We start from the raw sequence: 26,732 nt of genomic DNA, 5'->3' as shown, positions 1-26,732 counted from the left end.
CCGGACCGTCCCGAGGCCGCCACCCTCGTCCGCGCCCTCGCCCGCCTGCACACCCGGGGCGTCCCCGTGGACTGGCCCAGCTACCTCGCCCCCTTCAAGGGCGCCCGCATCGCGCTGCCCACGTATCCCTTCGCCCGTCAGCGGTATTGGCCCACGCCGGTGACCGCCCCCCGCCCCGTCGCCGGGGAGAACCCGGCCGAGCGGGACTTCTGGGCGGCCGTGGACTCGACCGACGCCGATGCCGTCGCCGGCGCACTGTGTCTGGACGACGAGCAGCGGAACGGCCTCGGCGCCGTCCTGCCCGCTCTCGCCGCCTGGCGGGAGAGGAGCCGCCACAAGGCCACCACCGACGCCTGGCGCTACCGCGTCGGATGGAGCCCGGTCACCGCCCGGCAGGCACGGCTGACCGGTACCTGGCTCCTGGTCACCGGTGGCGAGGTGCCCGGCGGGGTCGTGGACGGCCTACGTGGCGCAGGCGCCGACATCGTCGAGATGACAGAACTCGGCGCGGACCGCACGGAGTGCGCGGACGCGATGGCCGGTCTGGCTTCGGCCGCCGCCGAGCGTGACCGTCCCGTCGCCGGGGTGCTCGCCTGCGTGGACACCGTCGCGGACCTGCTGCGGCTCATCCAGGCCCAGGGTGACGCCGGACTCGCCGCACCGCTGTGGTGCCTCACCTCCGGCGCGGTCGCGGTCGCACCCGGTGATGCCTGCGACCCGTCAGCGGCCCAGCTGTGGGGCCTCGGCCGGGTCGCCGCCCTCGAACACCCCGACCGCTGGGGTGGTTTGGTCGATGTGCCGGACCACCTCGACCGGCGAGCGGCCGACCGACTGGTCCAGCTGCTGGCCGGAGACTCGGGCGAGGACCAGGCGGCCATCCGGCCGACGGGCCTCCACGCCCGCCGACTGCGGCGTGCCCCCACCGGCGCGGCTGCGCAGACGCAGCCTGCCGAGTGGCACGCCGACGGTCCGGTCCTGGTCACCGGCGGCACTGGTGCGCTGGGCGGCAAGGTCGCCCGGCTGCTGGCCGAGCGCGGCGCCACCCGCCTCGTCGTGGCGAGCCGGCGCGGCCCCGCCGCACCCGGTGCGTCCGAGCTGGTCGCGGACCTTTCGGAGCGTGGCTGCGACGCCGTCGTCGTCTCCTGCGACCTGAGTGACCGTGGCGCAGTGGCCGAGCTGCTGGAGCGCCACCCCGTGACCGCGGTCGTACACGCCGCGGGGATCGTCGACGACGGTGTGCTCGACGCGCTGACACCAGAGAGGCTCGCCGCGGTACTCGACGCCAAGGCCCGCTCCGCCGACGTACTGGACGAACTCACCGGCGAACTGACCGACTTCGTCGTCTTCTCCTCGGTCGCGGGCGTCATCGGCAGTGCCGGGCAGGGCCCCTACGCGGCCGCCAACGCGCACCTCGACGCCCTGGTGGAACGCCGTCGTGCCCGGGGCGTGCCCGGCACCGCCCTCGCCTGGGGCGCCTGGGCCGGAGCCGGCATGGCCGCCGACCCGGCCGCCGCCGCCCGCTTGGCGCGCGGCGGACTGCCCGCCATGGAGGAGGGCCGGGCACTGGAGGCACTGGCCACCGCTCTGACCGAGAGGGACGGCGCGCTGGTCGTCGCCGACATCGACTGGGAACGCTTCGTTCCGGGCTTCACCGCGGTACGGCCGAGCAAGTTGTTCGCCGAACTCCCCGAGGCCGTCCCGGTCGTCCGCGGAGCCCAGGCCGGCGGTCCCGTCGCACTCGCTGCGCCGGGCGCGGACGCCGCCGAGCAGGCCCGCGACGTGGAGTACCTCGTCCTGGAGACCGTCGCAGGCGTCCTCGGCCACGGTTCGCCGGCGGACGTGGACCGCGAACGCGCCTTCCACGACATGGGCTTCGACTCCCTCACGGCCCTGGAACTGCGTAACCTCCTGGCATCCCGGACCGGGCTGACCCTGCACGCCGGCCTCGTCTTCGACTTCCCGACCCCCGGCGCCCTCGCCGAACACCTGCTCACCTTGCTGTCCGAGGAAGCGGCCGCCCCCGACGCCCCCTCCGCCGGAGACGGCCGCCGGGCGGCGGACGACGAACCCATCGCCATCATCGGCATGTCCTGCCGCTTCCCCGGCGGAGTCGACTCGCCCGAGGCGCTGTGGCGCCTGGTGCGGGACGGCGTTGACGCGATGGGCGACTTCCCCGCCGACCGCGGCTGGGACCTCGACTCCCTGCTCGGCCACGACGGCCCCTCGCGCACCCGCTCGGGCGGTTTCCTCGACGACATCGCCGCCTTCGACGCGGGCCTGTTCGGCATCTCCCCGCACGAGGCGCTCGCCATGGACCCGCAGCAGCGGATGCTGCTGGAGACCGCCTGGGAGGCGTTCGAACGCGCGGGCATCGACCCCACCTCGGTGCGCCGCAGCGAAACCGGAGTGTTCGCGGGCACCAACGGCCAGGACTACCTGGCGCTGCTGCTCGGCTCCGAGGCCGCCACCGAGGGACACCTGGGCACCGGCAACTCCGCCAGCGTTCTCTCCGGCCGGGTTTCCTACACGTTCGGTCTGCGCGGGCCCGCCCTCAGCGTGGACACCGCCTGCTCCTCGTCCCTGGTGGCGCTGCACCTTGCTGCCCGGTCCCTGCGGGCGGGGGAGTGCTCGATGGCCCTGGCCGGCGGCGTCACCGCGATGCCGTTGCCCGGCACTTTCATCGAGTTCAGCACCCAGGGCGCGCTCTCACCCGATGGCCGCTGCAAGGCCTTCTCCGCCGACGCCGACGGCACCGGCTGGGGAGAGGGCGCCGGCCTGCTCCTGATGGAGCGGCTCTCGGACGCGGAGCGCAACGGGCACCGCGTGCTGGCGGTGGTGCGGGGCAGCGCGGTCAACCAGGACGGTGCCTCCAACGGTCTGACCGCGCCGAACGGTCCGTCGCAGGAGCGGGTGATCCGGGCGGCGCTGGCCGACGCGCGGCTGACCGCCGCCGAGGTGGACGTCGTGGAGGCGCACGGCACGGGCACGCGGCTGGGTGATCCGATCGAGGCGCAGGCGCTGCTGGCGACTTACGGACAGGATCGCGAAGAGCCCCTGTACCTGGGGTCGTTGAAGTCGAACATCGGGCACACCCAGGCGGCTGCGGGTGTCGCGGGCGTCATCAAGATGGTGGAGGCGCTGCGGCACGGGGTGCTGCCCGCCACCTTGCACGTGCAAGAGCCGTCCTCGCAGGTGGACTGGTCGGCGGGGGCTGTGGAGCTGCTGACCGATGCGCGGCAGTGGCCGGAGACGGACCGGCCGCGCCGGGCGGGTGTGTCCTCGTTCGGGATGAGCGGCACCAACGCGCACGTGATTTTGGAGGCCGCGCCACAGGCTGTCGATGTGGCTGGCGTTGCGCCGGAGGAACCGTCGGGCGCCGGTGAAGTGGTGCCGTGGTTGCTGTCGGGCAGGAGTGGGGATGCGCTGCGGGGGCAGGCGGAGCGTCTGCTGTCGGTCGGTGGCGCTGATCCCGTGGATGTGGGTTGGTCGTTGGTCACCGGACGCGCCGTGCTGGAACAGCGTGCGGTGCTGCTGGGTCCCGACTACGCGGCTCAGTTGCGGGCGTTGGCGGCCGCGGAGGAGGCGGCCGGCGTGGTGCGCGGCGGTGTGGTGCGGGGCAGCACGGTGTTCGTGTTCCCGGGACAGGGTTCCCAGTGGGTGGGGATGGCGGCTGAACTGCTGGATGTGGAACCGGTGTTCGCCGCGCGAATGGAGCAGTGCCATCGGGCGCTGGAGCCGTTCACTGACTTCTCGCTGCTGGAGGTGGTGCGGGGCGAGGGGGCTGACCTGGAGCGGGTCGAGGTCGTGCAACCGGTGTTGTGGGCGGTGATGGTGTCGCTGGCCGAGTTGTGGGCTTCGGTGGGTGTTCTCCCGTCCGCCGTGGTGGGGCATTCGCAGGGAGAGATCGCGGCTGCGGTGGCGGCGGGGGCGCTGTCGGTGGAGGACGGGGCGCGGGTGGTGGCGTTGCGGGCGCGTGCCATCGCTGATGAGTTGGCCGGGTTCGGGGGAATGGTGTCGCTGGCTGTTTCCCGCGATGCGGCGCAGGAGCTGGCCGGCCGTTGGGAAGGGCTCTCGGTCGCGGCGGTCAACGGTCCCGGCTCGACGGTCGTCTCGGGGAATGTGGCAGGGCTGGAGGAACTGGTCGCCCACTGCGCGGCGGCCGGGATCCGGGCGCGCCGCCTGCCGGTGGACTACGCGTCGCACTCGGTGCACGTGGAACGGCTGAAGACACGTCTCCTGGCCGACCTCGGGGACGTGGACCCGGCGCCCTCCGCCGTGCCGTTCTACTCGGCGCTCACCGGCGGACGGATCGACACCTCCACCCTGGGCGCCGAGTACTGGTACGACAACCTGCGCGCCACCGTCCGCTTCGAGGACGCCACCCGCGCCCTGCTGGACGACGGGCACCGGCTGCTGATCGAGGTCAGCCCCCACCCTGTGCTCACCGTGGGCCTGAGGGAGACCCTGGACGACGCGGACATCCCCGGCGCCGTCCTGAGCACCCTGCGGCGCGGCGAGGGTGGCCGCGAACGCTGGCTCACCGCGCTCGCGGAAGCCCACGTACGCGGTGTCGGGGTCGACTGGGAACGCCTCCTCCCCGGGGGCCGCTTGGTCGATCTGCCCACCTACGCCTTCGACCGCGACCGCTACTGGCCCGACTCCGTCGAGCACTCCGCCGCCGCACCCGCCGACGGTCCCGGAGGAACCGACCAGGCGGAGCAGGCGTTCTGGAACGACATCGAACGTGGTGACACCACCGCTGTCGCCAGGACCCTGGGGATCGACGCACCGGGCCTCGACCAGGTGATGCCCGCCCTCGCCACCTGGCGGCGGGCACGCCGCCAGGAGTCCACCGTGGACTCCTGGCGCTACGAGGTGACCTGGCGTCCCCTGGTCGGCCTGCCGTCCACCGCGCCGACGGGACGATGGATGCTCGCCCTCCCGCAGACCGGCGCGGAGGCGAATGCGGAGACCGTACGCACCGCACTGGCCCGCGCCGACGTCACCGAGGTCCTCGTCCCCGCCGATGCCGGACGGGACGAACTGGCGGCCGCGCTCACGCAGGTGCCCGATCCGGGCGGGTTCACGGGTGTCGTCTCCCTGCTGGCGCTCGCCGAGCGGCCGCACTCCGGCGACGAGGTACTCGCCGCCGGAACCGGCGACACCGTCACCCTGCTGCAGGCGCTCGGCGACGCAGCGATCGGCGCACCCCTGTGGTGCCTCACCCGCAGCGCGGTCACCGTGGGCCGCTTCGACGCAGCGGTGAACGGTGACCGGGCCATGCTGTGGGGCCTGGGCCGGGTGGCCGCGCTGGAGCACCCCGAGCGGTGGGGCGGACTGATCGACCTGTGCGAGATCGCGGACACCCGCTCCGCCGCCCGGCTCGGCGCGCTCCTGGCGGGCGCCGCCGAGGACGAGGACCAGCTGGCCGTACGGCCCTCCGGAGTGTTCGCCCGCCGGGTACGGCGCGCCGCGCCGGACCCCACCACGGCCCCGTGGACCCCCGGCGGCCCGGTTCTGGTCACCGGCGGGACCGGCGCGCTCGGCCGCGAGGTCGCCCGCTGGCTCGCCCGACGCGGCGTCACCGACCTGCTCCTCGTCAGCCGGTCGGGCCCGGAGGCCCGCGGCGTCGGCGAACTGGTCGCCGAATTGGCCGAGATCGGAGCCACCGCGGTCGTCGCCGCCTGCGACGTCACCGACCGTGAGGCACTCGCCGCCCTGCTGGAACGCCACCCGGTGACCGGCGTCGTCCACACCGCGGGCGTCTCGACCACCGCGCCGCTGGCCGCCACCTCACCGGCCGAGATCGCCGAGGACGCCCGCGCCAAGGTACTCGGCGCGGTCCACCTGGACGCCCTGCTGGGCGACCGGGCCGACCTCTTCGTGCTGTTCTCCTCGATCGCCGGCATCTGGGGTGGGGGAGGGCAGGCCGCGTACGCCGCCGCCAACGCCCACCTCGACGCGCTCGCCGAACGCCGCCGAGCACACGGTCAGGTGGCCACCGCCGTGGCCTGGGGAGCCTGGGACGGCGGCGGCATGGTCGCCGACCGGGACGCCGGTGACTACCTGCGGGACCGGGGCATCGCCCCCATGCCGCCGGAGCTGTGCCTGGCCGCCCTGGCCTCCGCCGTCGACTCCGGCCGCGCCACCGGCGTGTTCGCCGACGTGGACTGGGACCGCTTCGTCCCCACGTTCACCGCCCGCCGGCCCAGCCCGCTGGTGGGCGACCTGCCGCAGGCGACCACCGAGCGGGCCGACGCGTCCGAGGCCACGGCCGGGGCCGACGACGGCGTCGAGGGCCACGAGCTGCGCGCGAGGCTCAAGGCGGCCAACGTCGCCGACCGGAACCGTCTCCTGCTCGACCTGGTGCGCACCGTGGTCGCCACCGTGCTCGGCCACACCGGTCCCCAGGCCGTCGACCCCGACCGCGTCTTCACCGAGCTCGGCATCGACTCGCTGACCGCGCTCCGGGTCCGCGACGGCCTGGCCGGGGCCACCGGTCTCCGGCTCCCGGGCACCCTGGTCTTCGACCACCCCACCGCCCGCGTGGCCGCCGCCGAACTCCTCGGTCTGCTCGGCGTCGCGGAGCCGGCCGCCACGGAGGGACCCACACGCCCCGCCGTGCGGGCCGAGGCGGACGACCCGGTCGTCATCGTCTCCATGAGCTGCCGCTACCCCGGCGGCGCCGACTCCCCGGAGAACCTCTGGGAGGTGGTCGCGGCCGGGGCCGACGCCATGTCGCCGTTCCCCGTGGACCGGGGCTGGGACCTGTTCAACACGGGCGATTTCACCGCCGAGGGCGGATTCCTGCACGATGCCACGGAGTTCGACGCCGACCTGTTCGGCATCTCGCCCCGCGAGGCCGTCGCCATGGACCCCCACCAGCGGCTGCTGCTGGAGAGCGCCTGGGAGCTGCTGGAGCGCGGAGGCATCGCGCCGACCGCCGTACGGGGCACGCGCACCGGCGTCTTCGTCGGTGCCTCCGCCGGGGGCTACGCCATGGCCGGCGTCCTGCCGGAGGGCTCCGAGAGCCATGTCATGACCGGCTCCTCCAACAGTGTGCTGTCCGGCCGCATCTCCTACATCTTCGGCCTGGAGGGCCCAGCGGTCACCGTGGACACGGCGTGCTCGTCGTCCCTGGTGGCCCTGCACCTGGCGGCGCAGTCGCTGCGCAACGGCGAGTGCTCCATGGCGCTCGCGGGCGGCGTCACCGTGATGCACTCGCCCGTCGTGTTCGCCGAGTTCGGCCGCCAGGGCGGCCTTGCCTCCGACGGCCGCTGCCGCTCCTTCGCCGCCTCCGCCGACGGCACGGGCTGGGGCGAGGGCGTGGGCCTGGTGCTGCTGGAGCGGCTCTCGGACGCGCGCCGCAACGGGCACCGGGTGCTCGGGGTGCTGCGGGGCAGTGCGGTCAACCAGGACGGTGCGTCCAACGGCCTGACCGCGCCGAACGGCCCCGCGCAGCAGCGGGTGATCCGCGCCGCGCTGGCCGCCGCCGGCCTGGAGGCCGGCGAGGTGGACGCGGTGGAGGCGCACGGTACGGGCACCAAGCTGGGCGACCCGATCGAGGCGCAGGCGCTGCTGGCCACCTACGGCCAGGACCGCGAGGAACCCCTCTACCTGGGGTCGGTGAAGTCCAACATCGGGCACACCCAGGCCGCTTCGGGCGTTGCGGGCGTCATCAAGATCGTCGAGGCGATCCGCCGGGGCGTGCTGCCCAGGACACTGCACGTGGACGAGCCGACCCCGGAGGTGGACTGGTCGGCCGGCGTCGTCGAGCTGCTCACCGACGACCGGCCCTGGCCGCGGACGGGACGTGCCCGCAGAGCCGGCGTGTCCTCGTTCGGGATCAGCGGTACCAACGCCCACGTCCTCATCGAGGAGGCTCCGCAGGAGCCCGAGACCGCGCCGCTGCCGGCCGACGAGCCGGACCCCGCTGCCCCGCTCCTGCTCTGGCCGGTCTCCGGCCGGTCCGAGGCCGCTCTGCGGGCCCAGGCCGACCGGCTCCGCTCGCACGTCGACCGCACCGGCGCCGCGCTCGACCTGCGCGCCGCCGCCCGTCAACTGGCCACCGCCAGGGCCGCCCTGGAACACCGCGCCGTCGTGCTGGCACCCGACGCCGAAGGGCTCCGCCGAGGGCTCGCCGGGCTCGCCGGGGCGGCCGGCGCCGGAGCCGAGATCGTCCGTGGCGTGGCCGGGCGCGGCGACCTCGCCTTCGTCTTCTCCGGCCAGGGTGCGCAGCGCGCCGGTATGGGCCGCGAACTGTACGAGACCTACTCGGTGTTCGCCGACGCCTTCGACGCGGTCTGCGCCCACCTCGACCCGAATCTGGACCGCCCGCTGCGCGAGGTCGTCCTCCACGACGCCGACGTGCTGGGCCGCACCGCCTGGACCCAGCTCGGCCTCTTCGCCTTCGAGGTCGCGCTCTTCCGGCTGCTGGAGTCCTGGAGCGTGACCCCCGACCGGCTGGCCGGGCACTCCGTGGGCGAACTCGCCGCCGCACACGTCGCCGGCGTCCTCTCGCTCGCCGACGCCTGCACCCTGGTGGCCGCCCGGGGACGGCTCATGGGGGCGCTGCCCGAGGGCGGCGCGATGATGTCCGTGCGGATGACCGAGGCCGAGGCGGGCGCCGCGCTGAGCGGTTACGAGGCCCGCGTAGCGGTCGCCGCCGTCAACAGCCGGGAGGACGTCGTTCTCTCCGGCGACGCCGACGCCCTGGCGGAACTGGCCGAGGAGGGCAGGCTGACCGGCCGTACGGTCCGCAACCTGGACGTCTCGCACGCCTTTCACTCCCCGCGCATGGACCCCGTGCTGGACGACTTCGCCGCCGTGGCCGCGTCCCTGGAGTACCACCCCGCCCGCATCCCGCTGGTGTCCACGGTCACCGGGCTCCCCGACGACGGCGCGATGTCCACCCCGGACTACTGGGTCCGCCAGATACGCGCCACCGTTCGCTTCGCCGACGCCGTCGGCGCCCTTCTCGACCAGGGCGTGACCCGCTTCGCCGAGATCGGGCCCGGCGCCGCGCTCACCGTCCCGCTGGAGCGGACCCTGGAACGCGCCCGCTCCCTCGACACCACCACCGGCACTCTCTGCGTGGCGCTCCAGCGCTCCGGCAGGCAGGAGCCCGCCGCGTTGCTCACCGCCGTCGCCCGGCTGCACACGGCCGGAGTTCCCATCGGCTGGGACGCGCTCCTCGGACCCGTCACCGGGCCCCGCCCGGACCTCCCGACGTACGCCTTCCAGCGGCGCCGCTACTGGCCCGAGCCGTACCCCGCCGTGGCACCGGACGGCGCGCCTGTCGGCCGCTACCAGGTGACCTGGCGCCCTCTGCTCGAACCGGAGCAGGTGGTGCCGCACGGCAACTGGCTCGCGGTGACCGCCGGGGACGGGAACGCCGCCGACCTGCTCGCGCTGCTGCGCGAGCAGGGTATGCGCGTGACCGAAGTCCCCGACGCCAGTGGCAGCAGGGAGGCCTGCGCCGAGGCACTGCGGCGCGCGTACGACGACGGGCCGGCGGTCACCGGAGTGCTCTGCCTGGCAGAGGAGCCCGGTGACGTCCTCGCCCTCGCTCAGGCACTCGGCGACATCGCGGCCGACGGGCCCCTGTGGTGCCTGACCACGGGTGCGGTCGCCACCGGCCCGGCCGACCCGCCCGCCGTCCCCGCCCGCGCCGCCGTCTGGGGACTGGGCCGCACCCTGGGGCTGGAGGCCCCGCACCGCTGGGGCGGCCTGGTGGACCTGCCCGCGCGCCCCGACCCGAGGATCGCGGCGCGGCTGGCCGCGCTGCTCGCCGCCGGCGGCGCGGGCGAGGACCAGATCGCCCTGCGTGCCACTCCCATGGCCCGCAGGATCGTCACCGCCCCGCCGGTCGGCGCCGCACCCTGGCAGCCCTCGGGCACCATGCTGGTCACCGGCGGAACCGGCCGCCGGGGCCGGGCGCTCGCCACGGCGCTCGCCTCGGACGGAGCCGAACACCTGGTGCTGCTCGGCCGCCGGGGCGCCGAAGCGCCGGGTGCCCGCGAGTTCGCCGAGAGCCTGCCCGTCGGCGTCACCTTCGCCGCCGCGGATGTCACCGACCGGGCCGCCGTCACCGAGGTGCTGGCGGCGATCCCCGCCGACCGTCCCCTCACCGCCGTGTTCCACGCGGTGGGCGCGGGCAAAGACACCCCCTGGGCGGAGCTGAGCCCCGGCGACCTGCGCGCAGTGGCCGCGGCCGACGGCGCCCAGGTGCTGCACGAGGTGACCCGCGAACTGGCCACCGGTCTGGAGGCGTTCGTCCTGATCTCCTCGGTGACCGGCGTCTGGGGCGGTACCGGAGCAGCCGTACGGGCCGCCGCGTGCGCCCGGATGGACGCCCTCGCCGCACACCGGCACTCCCTCGGCCTGCCGGCGACCTCCATTTCCTGGGGGCCGTGGGCGACGGGAGAGGAGAACACGGCCGCGCAGCGACACGGTCTGCGCCCCGTGGACCCCGGCACGGTCTGGTCCGCCCTGCGCGAGGCCGTGGCCGGTCCGGCACCCTGCGCCGTCGTCGCCGACGTGGACTGGGAACGCTTCCACCCCGCCTACACCCTGGCCCAGCCCCGCCCGCTCTTCGACGAACTCCCTCAGGTCCGGGCCCTGTCCGCCGCCGTGCGCGACCCGGCACCGGAACCGGGCGCGGTCCCCGGCCTCACCGGTCCGGACCGGCACGGGGCGGCGCTCGATCTCGTCCGCAGGACGGCCGCCACGGTGCTCGGGCACACCGACGCCGCGTCCGTCGCCCCCGACCGGCAGTTCCTGGAACTCGGCGTCGACTCGCTCGCCGCGCTGGAGATCCGCAGCACACTGGAGCGGGCGACGGGCCTGTCGCTGCCGGGCACTGTCGTCTTCGAGCACTCCACGCCCGCTGCCCTTGCCCGCCATCTCGCCGCCGCCACGGCCGCCGACGGCGGGACCCCGGGCAGCGTGGTGCCTGCCGCCACACTCGGCATCTCGCCCACTGACCGGAACCCGGTCGGCCTGCTGGACTCCCTCTACCGGGAGGCCGTGGGGACCGGGCGGATCAAGGAGTTCCTCGAACTGGTCGGCGAAACCGCGAAGTTCCGGCCGATGGCCGACGACGTGGCCGAGGCGGGCGGACCGGCGGCGCTCACCACCCTGGCCGACGGCCCGGCGTCCGAGCCGCTGATCTGCGTCAGCGGCCTGACGGCCGGCGGCGGCCCCCAGGAGTTCGTCCGGCTGGCCGCGCCACTGCGCGGCGCGCGGCGCGTGGCCGCGGTGCCCGTCCTCGGCTACGGCCGTGGCGAGTTGCTGCCCGCGACCCCCGAAGTCGCCCTGGACTGGCAGGCTCAGGGCATCATCGCCCACGCCCAGGACACGCCGGTCGTGCTCTTCGGGCACTCCGGCGGCGCGATCCTCGCCCACCGCCTGGCGGTGCGCCTGGTCGAACTCGGGGCGCCACCGGCCGGGTTGGTGCTGGCGGACGTCTACCGGCTGGACGACCCGCTGATGGCCGACTGGAGCGCCGAGCTCTCCGAAGGGATCTTCGACCGGGTGGAGCAGTTCGTGCCCATGGACGACAGTCGTCTCACCGCGATGACCTGGTACGGCAGTCTGTTCTGGGAGACCCCGCGCCCCGACACCCGCATTCCCACTCTCCTGCTGCGTGCCTCGGAACCGCTGCGCGAGCCCGTCGACGGCCGCGACTGGCGCAGCTCGTGGAAGGCGGCCCGCGACATCGTCGACGTACCGGGCAACCACTTCACCATGATGGCCGAGTACGCCGGGACCACGGCCCGCGCGGTCCACCGGTGGATCGAGGAGCTGCCCCGATGACCGCGGCGAAGCCCACCCCGCCGACACTCCGGCCGGCCTCGCCCCCACGCCGACGTCAGGCCCGCGGTCTGCCCGCGTGCCCGCACAGCTCACATCCCGCACCTGAGAAAGGCCCCCATGCCCCCTGACCAGACCCCCGAGGCGTCCCTTGCGGCAGTACGCGGCTGCCGTCTCGTCACGCTCCCGGACAACACCGACCCGCGCGGCTCGCTCACCGTGATCGAGCGGGGACAACAGGTCGACTTCCCGATCGAGCGGGTCTTCTTCGTGCACGGAGTGCCCCGGCAGGCGGTCAGGGGGCTGCACATGCACCGGGAACTGCACGAGTTCATCCTGGCCGCCACCGGGTCCTTCGAGGTGGTCGTGGACGACGGCTTCTCGCGCGCCCGGGTGCGCCTGGACCGTCCGGACCAGGCGCTCCACGTGGAGCCCGGCGTGTGGACCGAGTTCGCCGACTTCTCGCCCGACGCGATCTGCCTGGTGCTCGCCTCGGCTCCGTACGAACTGGACGACTACCTCTACGACTACGGCGAGTTCGTGCGGACCGCACGCCTTTCCGGTGCCGGAGCTGCTGACGGCCGCGTGGGGACGGGCGAGGCGACAGGCAAGTGGACACCCGGACGACCGAACGACCACAAGGAGCAGACGCGTGACGACTGACCGGCACGAGAGCATCTACGACCGCGGCGAGATGTACGAGGCCTTCTACCGGGGCCGGGGCAAGGACTACACGGGCGAGGCCGCACTGGTGACGTCCCTGATACGGGACCGGCTGCCGGAGGCCGACTCGCTGCTGGACGTCGCCTGCGGCTCCGGCGACCATCTCTCGCGCTTCGCCGACTCGTTCGGGCATGTCGAGGGCCTCGATCTGTCCGAGGACATGGTGCAGTTGGCCCGGAAGAACACCGGGGTCCCCATCCACCGGGGCGACATGCGCGACTTCGCCCTCGACCGCACCTTCGGCGCGGTGGTGAGCCTGTTCAGCGGAGTGGCGTACTGCGCCGACGTCGATGAACTCACCGCGACGCTCCGCAGTTTCGCCCGTCACCTCTTGCCGGGCGGCGTCATCGTCATCGAACCCTTCTGGCTTCCCGAGGACTTCCTGGAGGGCTACGTGGGCACCGACACGGTCCAGTCGGGCGGGCGTACCTACGTCCGCGTCTCCCACTCCGTCCGGGACGGCGGGGTCAGCCACATGGAGGTGCACTATCTGGTGGCCTCGGCGGAGAGCGGTGTCACGCACTTCTCCGACGTGCACCGCACCACGCTGTTCACCCGCGAAGAGTACGAGAGCGCCTTCGTCCGGGCGGGGTGCGAGGTCGAGTACGTGAAGGACCCGCTCGCACCGCGTGGCCTGTTCGTCGGGACCGCCGCACCCGCGGCCTGACCGGCAGCCGGCCAGAGGGAGAGGGATGCGGGGTTCGTTCGAGGAGCGTGGTCCGCGGGAGCGGCGGGCCAACCCCTTGAGAACTGACGGGCCCGACAGCCGGGCGGACGGCCCATCCGGCTGCTTCGCCCTCCGGGAAGCCGTGTCGAGGTGAACCGTGCCGGGCCGCAGTCAGACGCAGGCAGAGGCCGAGATGGAGGCAGCGGCGGGCACGCAAGCCCGATGAGGAAACCCCAGGGCGATGTCAGGGTCGTAGGGGTCGTGTGGTAGGGGGGCGTAAGGGGGTCAACCGATCGGTTGATCCCCCTGCGAGCGCGATGGGTGATGTGCCGGCCCGGCCCCGCCCGGCACTGTGGGAGCATGACTCTCATTGAAGTGAGCGATCTGCGCAAGAGCTATGGCGGACGCCCCGTCGTGGACGGTGTCTCCCTCGCGGTGGAGGAGGGCGAGATCTTCGGGGTCCTCGGCCCCAACGGCGCCGGCAAGACCACCACCGTCGAGTCCATCCTTGGACTGCGCGTTCCGGACAGCGGCACGATTCGCGTGTGCGGGCTGGACCCGTTCGCCGACCGCGCGAAGACGACACTCATCGTGGGCGCGCAGCTGCAGGAGAGCGAGCTGCAGGGCAAGCTCACCGTCGCCGAGGCACTCCAGCTGTTCGCCGCCTGCTACCCCAACCCCGCCGACTGGCGCACCCTGGCCGGACGCCTCGGCCTGGGGGAGAAGCTCGACACCCGTTTCGCGCAGCTGTCCGGCGGCCAGAAGCAGCGGCTGGCCATCGCGCTCGCCCTGGTCGGCACCCCTCGGGTCGTCGTCCTGGACGAGCTGACGACCGGCCTGGACCCGGCGGCGCGGCGCGAGGTGTGGTCGCTGATCGAGGACGTCCGGGCGAGCGGCGTCACCATCCTCCTCGTCACGCACTTCATGGAGGAGGCGCAGCGGCTGTGCGACCGGGTCGCGATCTTCGACCGGGGGCGGGTCGCCGCACTGGACACCCCCTCCGGTCTGGTGGCGCAGTCCGCGAGCAGCACTGTCATCTCCTTCACTCCCTCCCGCCCGCTGGAGGAGGACGTCCTCGCCGCCCTGCCGGGCCTCGCCTCCGTCACGCACCGTGACGGGAGGGTCACCCTCGCCGGTACCGACGAGACCGTCAACGCGGTGATCAGTCTGCTCGCCCGCAGCCGGGTGAGCGCCCACCAACTGCGTGTCACCGACTCCACTCTCGATGACGCTTTCCTCGACCTGACGGGAGCCGACGAAGCATGAGCGCCGCCACCCCATCCCCGGTACCTTCCACTACCACCACGCCTCGTCCCGGGCGGGCCGTGCTGCGCGCCGAGCTGCTCCTGTTCTTCCGCGAGCCCGGCTCGGTGTTCTGGGTCATGGCCTTCCCCACGCTGCTGCTGCTGATCCTCGGCTTCATCCCGTCCATGACGGAGCCCAAGGAGGAGCTCGGCGGCCTTTCCACCGTCGAGGCCTACGTGCCCGTCGCCGTGCTCCTTTCGATGATCATGGCTGGCCTGATGGCCATGCCTCCGGTGATCACCGGCTACCGCGAGCGCGGCATCCTGCGCCGGATGTCCACCACCCCGGTGCGCCCCACCGCCGTTCTCGGTGCTCAGGTGGGACTGCACGCCGTCGCCTCGCTGATCTCCGCTGTGCTCACCCTGGCGGTGGGGCGCATCTTCTCCGACGTCGTCCTGCCGCGCCAGGTCGTGGGCTACCTGCTGACCCTGCTGCTGGCGGTGGTGTGCGTGCTGGCGCTCGGCGCGCTGATCTCCGCGCTGTCCCCCACCACGAAGATCGCCCAGGCGGTCAGCATCTCGGTGTTCTTCCCCGCGATGCTCGCAGCCGGCGTCTACATGCCCATCCAGCAGATGCCCGACCTGATGGCCAACATCGTGGAGGCGCTGCCCTTCGGCGCCGCCGCCCAGGCCCTGAACCAGGCCACCGCCGGCGACTGGCCGGACTGGAGCCACCTCGGTGTACTGGCACTGTGGACGCTGGTGCTGTCCGCGGCCGCCGCGCGCTGGTTCCGCTGGGAGTGACGGACGTGTCACGCGCGCCGGGTGGGTGCCATGGCCGATACTGAGGGCGTGGCACCCGATGCATCCCCCCCGGTCACCGAGCCGCAGACCGCGCACCACACGCAGCCGCGGTTACTCCTTCGCTTCAGCGCTCCCGTCCTCCTCGGCCTCAGTCTGGTGCTCGCCGCGGCGACCTCGTCCCTGGTCGGCATGGACGGCGCTGACTGGGTGGCGGTGGGGATGCTCGCCGCCGCGGCGCTCGTCCTGCAGCTTTGGTGGGACCGGGTGGCACGCAGCCGGCCCGGCCCCAGCGCGGCCGGTGCCGCGTACTACGCGCTGCGCTCGGCCCTGGCGTTCGGCCTGGCCTGGATAAACCCGTTCTGCGCTTTCTACGCCGCGGTCGGATGCTTCGACGTCGAGCAGCTGGTGCCCCGCCGCTGGATTCCCCTCGGCCTGCTGGCCACCGCCGCGACGATCGCCGGCGCGCAGATCGGAGGTCTGCCGCCCGACGACACGGCGAGCTGGGTGTTCTACGGCATGCTGGTCGCCGTCAACATGGGCATCTTCCTGACCGTCCAGCAAGACGCGGGGAAGGAGGAGGACCGCGCCCGGAAGCGCGTGGCGACCATCCGCGAGCTGGAGCACGCCAACCTCGCGTTGGAGCGGGCCCTGGTGGAGAACGCCGCCCTGCACGACCAACTCCTGCTCCAGGCGAGGGAGGCCGGGATCGCCGACGAGCGCCGCCGGCTGGCGGCGGAGATCCACGACACCGTCGCCCAGGACCTGACCGGCGTCATCGCCCAGCTCCAGGTCGTCACTGACACCCAGGAACAGGGCGCGGCCCGCGTCCACGCCGAACGAGCCCTGCAGCTGGCCCGCCACAGCCTCGGCGAGGCACGCCGGGCCGTCGCCAACCTCGCGCCCGTCGCGCTGGCCGAGGACGACCTGCCCGAGGCGTTGAAGAAGACCGTCGTCCGCTGGTCCGAACACACCGGTGTGCAGGCCGAGTTCACCCTCACCGGCTCCGACGAGCCGCTGCACGAGGAGGTGCAGGCGACGCTGCTGCGCATCGCGGCGGAGGCGCTGTCCAACACGGCACGCCACGCGAAGGCCACCCGGGTCGGCGTGACCCTGTCCTACATGGGCGAGGAGGTCGTGCTCGACGTGCGCGACGACGGCCGGGGATTCGACCCGTCCGCCCTGCCCGAGCGCGACACCGCGTCCGGGTTCGGCCTGGAGGGTATGCGTGCCCGCGCGGAGCGGCTGGCGGGGGAGCTGACCGTGGAGTCCGAGCCGGGCCTGGGCACCGCCGTGTCCGCACGCGTACCGTCGGTGCCCTATGAACGCTGAGAACAACGGGGCGATCACCCTGCTGATCGTCGACGACCACCCGGTGGTGCGCGACGGCCTGCGCGGCATACTGGAGCCCGCGGACGGCTTCACCGTGCTCGGAGAGGCGTCCGGCGGCACGGAGGCGGTGGAGATGACGCTGCGCATGGACCCGGACGTCGTCCTGATGGACCTGCGCATGCCGGCCGGCAGCGGGGTGGAGGCCATCGCCGAGCTGACCCGGCGTGGCGCACGGGCCCGCGTGCTGGTGCTCACCACCTTCGACACCGACTCCGACACCCTTCCCGCGATCGAGGCCGGGGCGACGGGGTACCTGCTGAAGGACGCGCTGCGCGACGAACTGTTCGCGGCCATCCGGGCGGCGGCGGAGGGCCGCACCGTGTTGTCCCCGGCGGTCGCCTCACGCCTTGTCACGGCGGTGCGCGGCCCCGCCGCGCCGCCTGTCGACGACACGCTCTCCGCGCGGGAGGTGCAGGTGCTGGAGCAGGTGGCGCGCGGCGCGTCGAACCGGGAGATCGCTCGTGGGCTGTTCATCAGCGAGGCGACGGTCAAGACGCATCTGACCCACATCTACGGCAAGTTGGACGTGAGGGACCGGGCCGCGGCGGTGGCGGTCGCGTACCAGCGGGGCATCCTCGGCTGACCGCCGACATCGGCGAAGTACTCCTCGCCATGCCGCGCCATGCCGCCCGGCCCTCACCCCGTCGGTACCTCGTCCTACGGAGCGAGCAGGAGCGGACAAGGAGGCTCCGGACCGTACCGACCCGGCGCGATCACCAACATCATCGGCTCCGGAGGGAGGACGTCAGGAACACCAGCCGCCCCGTACACCCCTGAGCCGGACCGCGGAGCCGCCCCTAGTCACCTGGTCAGGGGCGGCGGCGCGAAGGCTAGGGGTTGGCCTCTTGTCGGGCCCCTGGCTAGCGTCGGAGTGCTTCAGTCGAGGAAGAGCGGCCGGAACACGGTGGGCGCGTAACCGCCTGCCCTGGCAGTCGGCCGGATTCGGGTCCGGCGATTCCGCGCCGTCAAGTGATTTCGGGGCATTCATGTCGGATACGTACACCGGTGGTTCCGAGGCCTTTGCGATCATCGGGTACGCGTGCAGGCTACCCGGCGCGCCCGGACCGGCACCGCTGTGGGACCTGCTCGCCACGGGTACCGACGCGATCACCGAGACCCCCTCCGACCGCGTGCGCGTTCCCGGAGCCACGCGCGGCGGATTCATCGAACGGGCCGCCGACTTCGATGCCGGCTTCTTCGGTATCTCCCCGCGCGAGGCCGCCGCCACCGACCCGCAGCAGCGCCTCGCTCTCGAACTCGCCTGGGAGGCGCTGGAGGACGCCCGGCACATCCCCGCCGACCTGAGCGGCAGTCACACCGGTGTCTTCCTCGGCGCGATCTGGGACGACTACGCCGCTCTCCTGCACCGCGAGGGTGCCGCGGGCATCGACCGGCACTCCATGCCGGGGCTGCAGCGTGGCCTCATCGCCAACCGCTTGTCCTACACCCTCGGACTGCACGGCCCCAGCCTCACCGTGGATGCCGGCCAATCCTCCTCCCTGGTCTCCGTCCACCTCGCGTGCGAGAGCCTGGCGCGCGGCGAGTCCGAGCTGGCGCTCGCCGGTGGCGTCAACCTCATCCTGGCCCCCGACAGCACCGTCTCCGCGTTGCGCTTCGGCGGACTCTCCCCGGACGGCCGCTGCTTCACCTTCGACGAACGCGCCAACGGGTTCGTACGCGGTGAGGGCGGTGCTGTCGTCGTCCTCAAGCCGCTGGCCCGGGCCCTCGTCGACGGCGACCGGATCCACGCGGTCATCCGCGGCAGCGCCGTCAACAACGACGGCGGTGGCCCCAGCCTCACCACGCCCAGCACCGCTGCCCAAGAGGCCGTCCTCCGCGCCGCATACGCCCGCGCCGGGGTCGCCCCCGACGCGGTCGGCTACGTCGAACTGCACGGCACCGGCACCCCGGTCGGCGACCCCGTCGAGGCCGCGGCTCTCGGCGCCGTCCTCGGCGCCGCACGCACCGCGCCGCTGCCGGTCGGCTCGGTGAAGACCAACATCGGGCACCTCGAGGGCGCCGCCGGCATCGCAGGCCTGCTGAAGGCCACGCTCGCCGTCGAGCGGAACGTCGTGCCGCCGAGCCTCAACTTCCGTTCCGCGCCCGCCGGTATCCCGCTGGAACGGCTGAACCTGCGGGTGGAGACCGAGGCGACCCCTCTGGGCGGCGAGGGATTCGTCGGAGTCAGCTCGTTCGGCATGGGCGGGACCAACTGCCACCTGGTGCTGGGCCCCGCACCCGACCCGGCGGTCCGTCCGGCCGCCGAGCCCCCGGCCCCGGCCGCCGGCGGGAGCACCCTCCCCGTGCCCGTGCTGATCTCCGGCCACACCGCGCAGGCGCTGCGCGCCCAGGCCACCCGGCTGAAGGACGCGGTGGAGGGCGCCGACCTGGCCGTGGCGGACGTGGCGCACTCGCTGGCCACCACCCGCACCCGCTTCGCCCGGCGCGCCGTGCTCCTCGCCGAGGACCGGGAGCAGCTGCTCACGCAGCTCGACGCGGTGGCCGCCGGACTGCCGGCGGCGGGCATCAGCGAGGGCGCCGCGCGCACCGGACGGCTGGCCATGATCTTCTCCGGGCAGGGTTCGCAGTGGCCCGCCATGGCCGCCGAACTCCTCGACACCGACGAGGTTTTCACCCGTACGATTCACGCCTGCGCGGAAGCGCTCGCCCCGCACACCGACTTCTCGCTGACGGACGTCCTGCACGGCGCCGAGGGCGCGCCCACGCTGGAGCGGGTCGACGTGGTGCAGCCCGCGCTCTTCGCCGTGATGGTGGCGCTGGCCGAGACCTGGCGGTCGCTGGGGGTCGTGCCCGACGCCGTCGCCGGACACTCCCAGGGCGAGATCGCCGCGGCCTGCGTGGCGGGCGCCCTGTCGCTGGAGGACGCGGCCCAGGTGGTCGCACTCCGCAGCCGCGCCCTCGGCGCCCTCGCCGGGCAGGGCGGGATGCTGTCCGTGCAGGCCGGGGTGGCACAGGTCCGCCCGTGGCTCGACGACGCGCCCGCGCTCTCGATCGCCGCCGACAACGGGCCCACCGCGGTCGTGGTCTCGGGGCCGGGCGACGCCCTCGACGACTTCGCGGCACGGTGCGTGTCGTACGGCGTCGAGACCAAGCGAATTCCGGTGGACTACGCCTCGCACTCGGCGCACGTCGAACTGATCCACGACGAGCTGCTGACCGCGCTCGCGGACATCGAACCCCGTACGTCCGAGTTGCCGTTCCTGTCCACCGTCACCGGGGAGTGGACGGACACGGCCGGCCTGGATGCCGCCTACTGGTACCGGAACCTGCGGTCCACCGTCGAGTTCTCCACCGCCGTCCGGCGGCTGGCCGACGAGGACTTCCGCTTCATCGTCGAAGCCACCCCGCACCCGGTGCTGGTGGCCGCCGTACGCGACACCTTGGCCGAGTTGGACGTGCCCGAAACCGCGGTGGTCGGCTCGCTGCGGCGCGGCGAAGGGGGGCGCGCGCGGCTGCTCGGCTCCGCCGCCGAACTGCTCGCCCACGGCCGGGACGTCCGTCTGCCCGCCCCACCGGGTGCGGTCGTCGACCTGCCCACGTACGCCTTCCAGCGAGAGCGCCACTGGAGGCCCGGCACGGCCGCCGCGCAGTGGAACGGCTCCGGCGAGCCCGTCCGGGACGCCGCTGCCCCCGACACCGGCGCCGATCCCGATACCGCCGCTGCTCCGGACGACTCCCTGCGCGACCGACTGCGCGCCCTCTCACCGCAGTCCGCCCGCAGCACGGTGCGGGAGCTGGTCCTGTCCCACGTCGCCGTGGTCGGCGGGTTCGCCACGGCCGGGGACGTGGACCCGGAACAGACCTTCAAGGCTCTCGGGATCGCCTCCCTGACCCTGGTCGAGCTGCGGGACCGGCTCGCCGCCGCCACCAGGCTCACCCTGCCGCCCACCTTCCTCTTCGACCACCCCACCCCGGCCGCGGCCGCCCGCCGTCTGTGCGACGCGCTGCGCGGTGAGGACGCCGCCGACCCCTCCCGCGCCACGGCCTCCTCGGAGCGCGCCGACGCCGACGACCCCGTCGCCATCGTCGCCATGGCCTGCCGCTTCCCCGGCGGCATCGACTCGCCCGCGGCGCTGTGGGAAGCGCTGAGCGAGGGCCGCGAGGTGCTGACCGGCCTCCCCGAGGACCGGGGCTGGCAGCCGTCCCTGGCCGCGCTGGACACCACACTTCCCACGGCCGGCGGGTTCCTGGACGACATCGCGGGCTTCGACGCCGCACTCTTCGGAATCTCGCCGCGCGAAGCCGCCGCCATGGACCCGCAGCAGCGGCTGCTCCTCGAGGTCACGTGGGAGGCTCTGGAGCGGCTCGGCACCGAACCGGCCGACTTGCGCGGCAGCCGCACCGGCGTCTTCGTCGGCGCTACCGCGCAGGACTACGGCCCCCGGATGCACGAGCCCGCCGAGAGTTCCGAGGGCTATCTGCTGACCGGCACGACCGCGAGCGTCGCCTCCGGCCGGATCGCCTACGCCTTCGAGTTCGACGGCCCGGCGGTGACCGTGGACACGGCGTGCTCGTCGTCGCTGGTGGCGCTGCACCTGGCCGCGCAGTCGCTGCGCGCGGGAGAGTGCTCCACCGCCCTGGCGGGCGGCGTCACCCTGATGGCCACGCCCGGCGTCCTCGTCGAGTTCGCGCGGCAGGACGGCCTCTCCCCGGACGGCCGCTGCAAGGCATTCGGAGCACAGGCCGACGGCACCGGGTGGTCCGAGGGCGTGGGCGTGCTGGTCCTGCGCCGCCTGTCCGACGCGCTGGCCGACGGGCAGCACGTCCTGGCCGTGCTGCGGGGATCCGCCGTCAACTCCGACGGGGCCTCCAACGGGCTGACCGCACCCAACGGCCTGGCACAACAGCGGGTCATCCGGGCGGCCCTCGCAGCGGCCGGTCTGGAGCCTTCCGACGTGGACGTGGTGGAGGCGCACGGCACCGGGACACGGCTGGGCGACCCGATCGAGGCGCAGGCGCTGCTGGCCACCTACGGGCAGGACCGGGACGCGGAACGGCCGCTGTGGCTGGGGTCGCTGAAGTCCAACATCGGTCACGTCCAGGCTGCCGCCGGTGTCGCCGGCGTCATCAAGACGGTCATGGCGCTGCGGCACGGAGTGCTGCCCCGCACCCTGCACGCCGACGAGCCGACGCCGCACGTGGACTGGTCGGCGGGCGCCGTGAAGCTGCTCACCGAGAACGTGACCCTGCCCCCCACGGACCGGCCGTACCGGGCGGGTGTGTCTTCGTTCGGCATCAGCGGCACCAACGCCCACGCGGTCATCGAGGCGGCGCCCGAACCGGCCGTCCCGGACGAGGAAGGGCCCCAGCCCGGCCTCGCGCTTCCCGTGCTCCTCTCCGGGCACGGCGCTGCCGCCCTGCGCGACCAGGCGGCCCGGCTGCGAGCCTTCCTGGACGCCGAACCGTCCGTACCGCTGACCGCGATCGCACGGTCGTCGGCGATCACCCGCTTCCCCCTGGACCACCGCGCGGCCGTCTTCGCCGCCGACCGCGAGGAACTGGCGGCCCGCCTGGACGCGGTGGCAGCGGGCCACGACGCGGCGGGTGTGCTGCACGGTGTCGTGGCGCCCGGGCGTACGGGGTTCTTGTTCACCGGTCAGGGGTCGCAGCGGTTGGGGATGGGTCGGGAGTTGTACGGGGCGTTCGCGGTGTTCGCGGATGCTTTCGACGCGGTGTGTGCGCGGGTGGATCTTGAGTGTCCGTTGCGTGAGGTGGTGTTCGGCGAGGACGCGGGGTTGTTGGAGCGGACGGTGTTCGCGCAGGCGGGGTTGTTCGCGTTGGAGGTGGCGCTGTTCCGGCTGGTGGAGTCCTGGGGGGTGGTCCCGGATGTGCTGGTGGGGCACTCGGTGGGGGAGATAGCCGCGGCGCATTGTGCGGGGGTGCTGTCGTTGGAGGACGCGTGTGCCCTGGTGTCGGCGCGGGGGCGGTTGATGGATGGGCTGCCCGCTGGTGGGGCGATGCTGGCGGTGGAGGTGGCGGAGGAGGGGCTGGAGCTGCCCGAGGGGGTGGATCTGGCGGCGGTGAACGGGCCTGTCTCGGTGACGGTGTCGGGGGAGGCGGAGGCGGTCGCCGGGCTGGAGGAGCGGTTTCGGGCGCGGGGTGTGCGGGTGAAGCGGTTGGCGGTCTCGCACGCGTTCCACTCGTCCCTGATGGAGCCGATGCTGGCGGAGTTCGCGGCGGTGGCGGAGTCGTTGACCTACCACGCCCCGCAGATCCCCGTTCTCACCACCGCTCCCGGTGACCTGGCCACCCCCGCCTACTGGGTGGGACAGATCCGCGAGCCGGTCCGCTTCGCCGACGCGGTGCGCCAGGCTCACGAGGCGGGCGCCACCCGCTTCCTGGAACTCGGCCCCGACGGTGTCCTGTCCGCCCTCGTCCCGGCGCTCATGGAGGAGGCTGTCGCCGTACCGCTGGTGCGTCGCGGCCAGGACGACACCGGGTCCGTCCACGCTGCCGCGGTGCTGTGGACCCGCGGCGTGGCGCTGGACTGGACGGCCGTCGCCGGTACGGGCGACCCCCGCCCCGTCGAACTGCCCTCCTACGCCTTCCAGCACACCCGCTACTGGACCTCCCAGACCTCCTCCACGACCGCACTGGCCGCCGCCGGCCTGGTCACGGCCAGCCATCCGCTGCTGGGCGCCGTCGTGCCCCTGGCGGGCGACGGCGGGCTGGTCTGGACCGGCGTCGTCGGCCTCGCCACCCACCCCTGGCTGGCCGACCACGTCGTCCACGGCCGGATCGTGCTGCCCGGAACCGCCCTGGTCGATCTCGCCCTCCACGCGGGAGCCGACGCGGGGCTGCCGGGGCTCGCCGAGCTGACCCTGCGCGAGCCCCTGGTCCTGCCCGAACACGGCGGCGTCCAGCTCCAGATGACCGTGGCCGGTCAGGCAGTCGAGATCCACAGCCGTCCCGACGGCGATTCCGGAGCGCACTGGACCACCCACGCCGTCGGCGTCCTGGAGCCGGTCCGCCCACCCGAGGACGTCCCCGGGACAGGCGACCCCTGGCACCCCACGGGTACGGCCACCCCACCCGGTTACGACGCACTCGCGGCCGCCGGACTCTCCTACGGCCCCGCCTTCCGGGGCTTGCGCGCCGCCTGGCGCGACGGGGACACCGTGTACGCGGAGGTCGAGCTGCCCGAAGGGCCGCAGGCCGTGCTGTACGACGCCGCGCTGCACGGGCTCGGCGCCACCGGTCTCCTCCGCGAGGACGGCGCAACCCTGCTGCCGTTCGCCTGGTCCGGCGTGACCCGGCACGCCGTCGGCGCCACCGCGCTGCGCGTCACCGTGACCCGGCGCGGTGCCGACGAGTACGCGGTCCGCCTCACCGACCCGACGGGCGCGCCCGTGCTGACGGTGCGGTCGCTCGCCTTCCGGCCCGTGACCGCCGACCGGTTGGGCGACACCTCCTCCGGGGTGCTCTACGGCGTCGACTGGACCCCCGCCGGCGACGGGGACCGCGAAGTGCCGTTCGCGGCCGTACCGGTGGGCACCACCGACCTGCTTGACACGGTCACCGCGGCGGGCCCCTTCCCCGGCCTGGCCGCCCTGGCGGACGTGCAGGCCGTGCCCGGCACGATGCTCGCCTGCGTGGGCGTCGGCCCGGAGCCGTCCGCAGTCGGCGCGGGCCTCGCGCAGCGCACGCACGACACGGTCACCGCCGTACTCGGCCTGGTGCGCGCCTGGGTGGAGGACGAGCGCTTCTCCGGCAGTCGGCTGCTCGTCGTCACCCGGAACGCCGTCGCCACAGCTGACGGTGAAAGCGTCGATCCCGCCGCCGCCGCGGTCTGGGGCCTGCTGCGGTCCGCGCAGGCCGAACACCCGGGCCGGTTCGGCCTGGCGGACCTGGACGGCACGGCCGCGTCGGCCTCCGCCCTCGCCGCCGGCCTGCCCGTCGACACACCACAGACCGCCCTCCGCGCCGGCACCCTGCTGACCCCGCGCGCGACCCGGCTGCGGGCCGGCGCCAACCCGCCGTGGGGCCCGCACGACACCGTTCTCATCACCGGCGGCACCGGGGCGCTCGGCGCCCGCGTCGCCCGCCACCTGGTCTCCGCGCACGAGGTCGCGGGTCTGGTCCTGCTCAGCCGGCGTGGCCCCGAGGCGCCGGGTGCCGCCGAGCTTGCCGCCGAACTGACCGCGCAGGGCGCCACCGTGGTGGTCGTCGCCGGTGACGCCGCCGACAGGGGCGACCTCGACCAGGTGCTCGCCGACCACCCCATCACCTCCGTCGTCCACACCGCGGGCGTCCTCGACGACGGCCTGCTCACCTCGCTGACCCCCGAACGCGCCGCCGTGGTGCTGCGCCCCAAGGCCGAGGCGGCAGCTCTCCTCGACGAGGCGACCCGCGATCTCGATCTCACCTCCTTCGTGCTGTTCTCGTCCGTCGCCGCTTCCTTCGGCACCGCTGGCCAGGCGTCCTACGCAGCGGCCAACGCCTTTCTCGACGGCCTCGCCGCCCGCCGCCGCGCCCAGGACCTGCCCGCCGTCGCGGTGGGCTGGGGGCTGTGGGGCGGGACCGAGGGCATGGCCGCCGGACTCGGTACGACGGACCGCGCGCGCTTCGCCGTGCTGGGCGGCGCGCTCGACCCCGGCCGGGGCGTAGGGCTGCTCGACGCGGCCGTGGCCGCCGGGCCCGCTCACGTACTGGCCATGGCCACCGAACCCGTCCCCGGCGACGGCCCCGTACCGCCGCTGCTGCGGCACCTGGCGCGCCCCGTGCTCCGCTCGGCCGCCGCCAAGTCGTCCGCGGACACCGACGGCCTCGCCGCACTGCCGGAGCCCGAGCGGACCCGCGCCGTCGATGAGTTGGTACGGACGACCGTCGCGGCCGTGCTGGGACACCCCTCCGGTGCGGGCGTGGACACCGGCCGGACCTTCAAGGACCTCGGGTTCGACTCCCTCACCGGCGTCGAACTGCGCAATCGGCTGGCCGCCGCCACCGGGCTGCGGTTGGCCGCCACCCTGGTCTTCTCCCACCCCAGCCCCGCCGCGCTGACCGCCCACCTCTGCGAGGAGCTGAGCGGTACGGCCGCCGTCGCAGCCGCACCGCGCTCGCGGAACGCCGCCGCGGTGGACGAGCCGATCGCCATCGTCGCGATGAGCTGCCGCTACCCGGGCGGGGTGGACAGCCCCGAGGAACTCTGGCGGATGGTCCGGGAAGGCCGCGACGGCATCACCGGCTTCCCCACCGACCGCGGCTGGGACCTCGCGCGCCTCCACGATCCCGACCCGTCCAGCCCCGGCACCACGTATGCACGGCACGGCGGCTTCCTGCACGGCGCCGCCGAGTTCGACGCCGAGCTGTTCGGCATCTCGCCGCGCGAGGCGCTGGCGATGGACCCGCAGCAGCGGCTCCTGCTGGAGCTGTCCTGGGAGACCTTCGAGCGGGCCGGCATCGACCCGGCCGGCCTGCGCGGCAGCGACACCGGTGTCTTCGCCGGCGTCATGTACCACGACTACGCGGCTGCCGCCGAGGCCCTTCCCGAGACCGAGGGCTACCGGGCCACCGGTGGCGCCGGCAGTGTGGTGTCCGGTCGGATCGCCTACACGTACGGGCTGGAGGGCCCGGCCGTCACGGTGGACACCGCCTGCTCGTCGTCCCTGGTCGCGCTGCACCTGGCCGCCCGGTCGCTGCGTGCGGGCGAGTGCTCGATGGCCGTCGTCGGGGGCGTCACCGTGATGTCCACACCCAGCGTGTTCGTGGACTTCAGCAGGCAGCGGGGACTCGCGCCCGACGGCCGCTGCAAGTCGTTCTCAGCGGACGCGGACGGCACCGGCTGGTCGGAGGGCGCCGGTGTGCTGCTGGTGGAGCGGCTGTCCGACGCACGGCGCAACGGGCACGACGTCCTCGCGGTGGTGCGCGGCTCGGCCGTCAACCAGGATGGCGCGTCCAACGGCCTCACGGCACCGAACGGCCCCTCGCAGCAGCGGGTCATCCGCGCCGCTCTCGCCGACGCCGGCCTGGCGCCCGGCGACGTGGACATGGTGGAGGCGCACGGTACGGGAACGAAGCTCGGCGACCCGGTTGAGGCGGAGGCGCTGCTGGCCACCTACGGGCAGGACCGG

8 protein-coding genes are annotated in these 26,732 nt (G+C 74.0%); all 8 read left to right on the top strand.

The genetic code is table 11. The features are described from left to right. Positions 1 to 66 precede the first annotated feature (66 nt). Positions 67 to 11,817 carry a type I polyketide synthase gene (locus V1L54_RS28635; protein ID WP_330121078.1) on the top strand — a complete coding sequence of 3,917 codons (11,751 nt, stop codon included), beginning with the start codon at positions 67 to 69 and terminating at the stop codon, positions 11,815 to 11,817. Between the two features lie 117 nt (positions 11,818 to 11,934). Then, positions 11,935 to 12,477, top strand: coding sequence for a sugar 3,4-ketoisomerase (locus V1L54_RS28630; protein WP_330121077.1), 543 nt, complete (start codon positions 11,935 to 11,937; stop codon positions 12,475 to 12,477). Continuing rightward, positions 12,467 to 13,204: a class I SAM-dependent methyltransferase gene (locus V1L54_RS28625; RefSeq protein ID WP_330121076.1), complete on the top strand. Its 738-nt coding sequence runs from the start codon at positions 12,467 to 12,469 to the stop codon at positions 13,202 to 13,204. The genes V1L54_RS28630 and V1L54_RS28625 overlap by 11 nt, the downstream gene beginning before the upstream one ends. Positions 13,205 to 13,564: 360 nt before the next feature. After that, complete coding sequence (locus V1L54_RS28620; RefSeq protein ID WP_330121075.1) at positions 13,565 to 14,470, top strand: ABC transporter ATP-binding protein; 906 nt, start codon at positions 13,565 to 13,567, stop codon at positions 14,468 to 14,470. Then, positions 14,467 to 15,252, top strand: a complete 786-nt coding sequence (locus V1L54_RS28615) for an ABC transporter permease (protein ID WP_330121074.1) — start codon at positions 14,467 to 14,469, stop codon at positions 15,250 to 15,252. The genes V1L54_RS28620 and V1L54_RS28615 overlap by 4 nt, the downstream gene beginning before the upstream one ends. 30 nt (positions 15,253 to 15,282) lie before the next feature. Beyond that, positions 15,283 to 16,581, top strand: coding sequence for a sensor histidine kinase (locus V1L54_RS28610; protein WP_330121073.1), 1,299 nt, complete (start codon positions 15,283 to 15,285; stop codon positions 16,579 to 16,581). Beyond that, positions 16,571 to 17,224 carry a response regulator gene (locus V1L54_RS28605; protein WP_330121072.1) on the top strand — a complete coding sequence of 218 codons (654 nt, stop codon included), beginning with the start codon at positions 16,571 to 16,573 and terminating at the stop codon, positions 17,222 to 17,224. The genes V1L54_RS28610 and V1L54_RS28605 overlap by 11 nt, the downstream gene beginning before the upstream one ends. A gap of 403 nt (positions 17,225 to 17,627) precedes the next feature. Beyond that, positions 17,628 to 26,732, top strand: a 9,105-nt coding sequence (locus V1L54_RS28600; RefSeq protein WP_330121071.1) for an SDR family NAD(P)-dependent oxidoreductase, incomplete at its 3' end; no start/stop codon positions are given.

This window comes from Streptomyces rubellus (assembly GCF_036323805.1).
In the GTDB taxonomy this organism is placed as follows: Bacteria; Actinomycetota; Actinomycetes; order Streptomycetales; family Streptomycetaceae; genus Streptomyces.
Note: the sequence above shows the minus strand (reverse complement) of the source record. Positions and strands in the feature narration are given on the sequence as shown.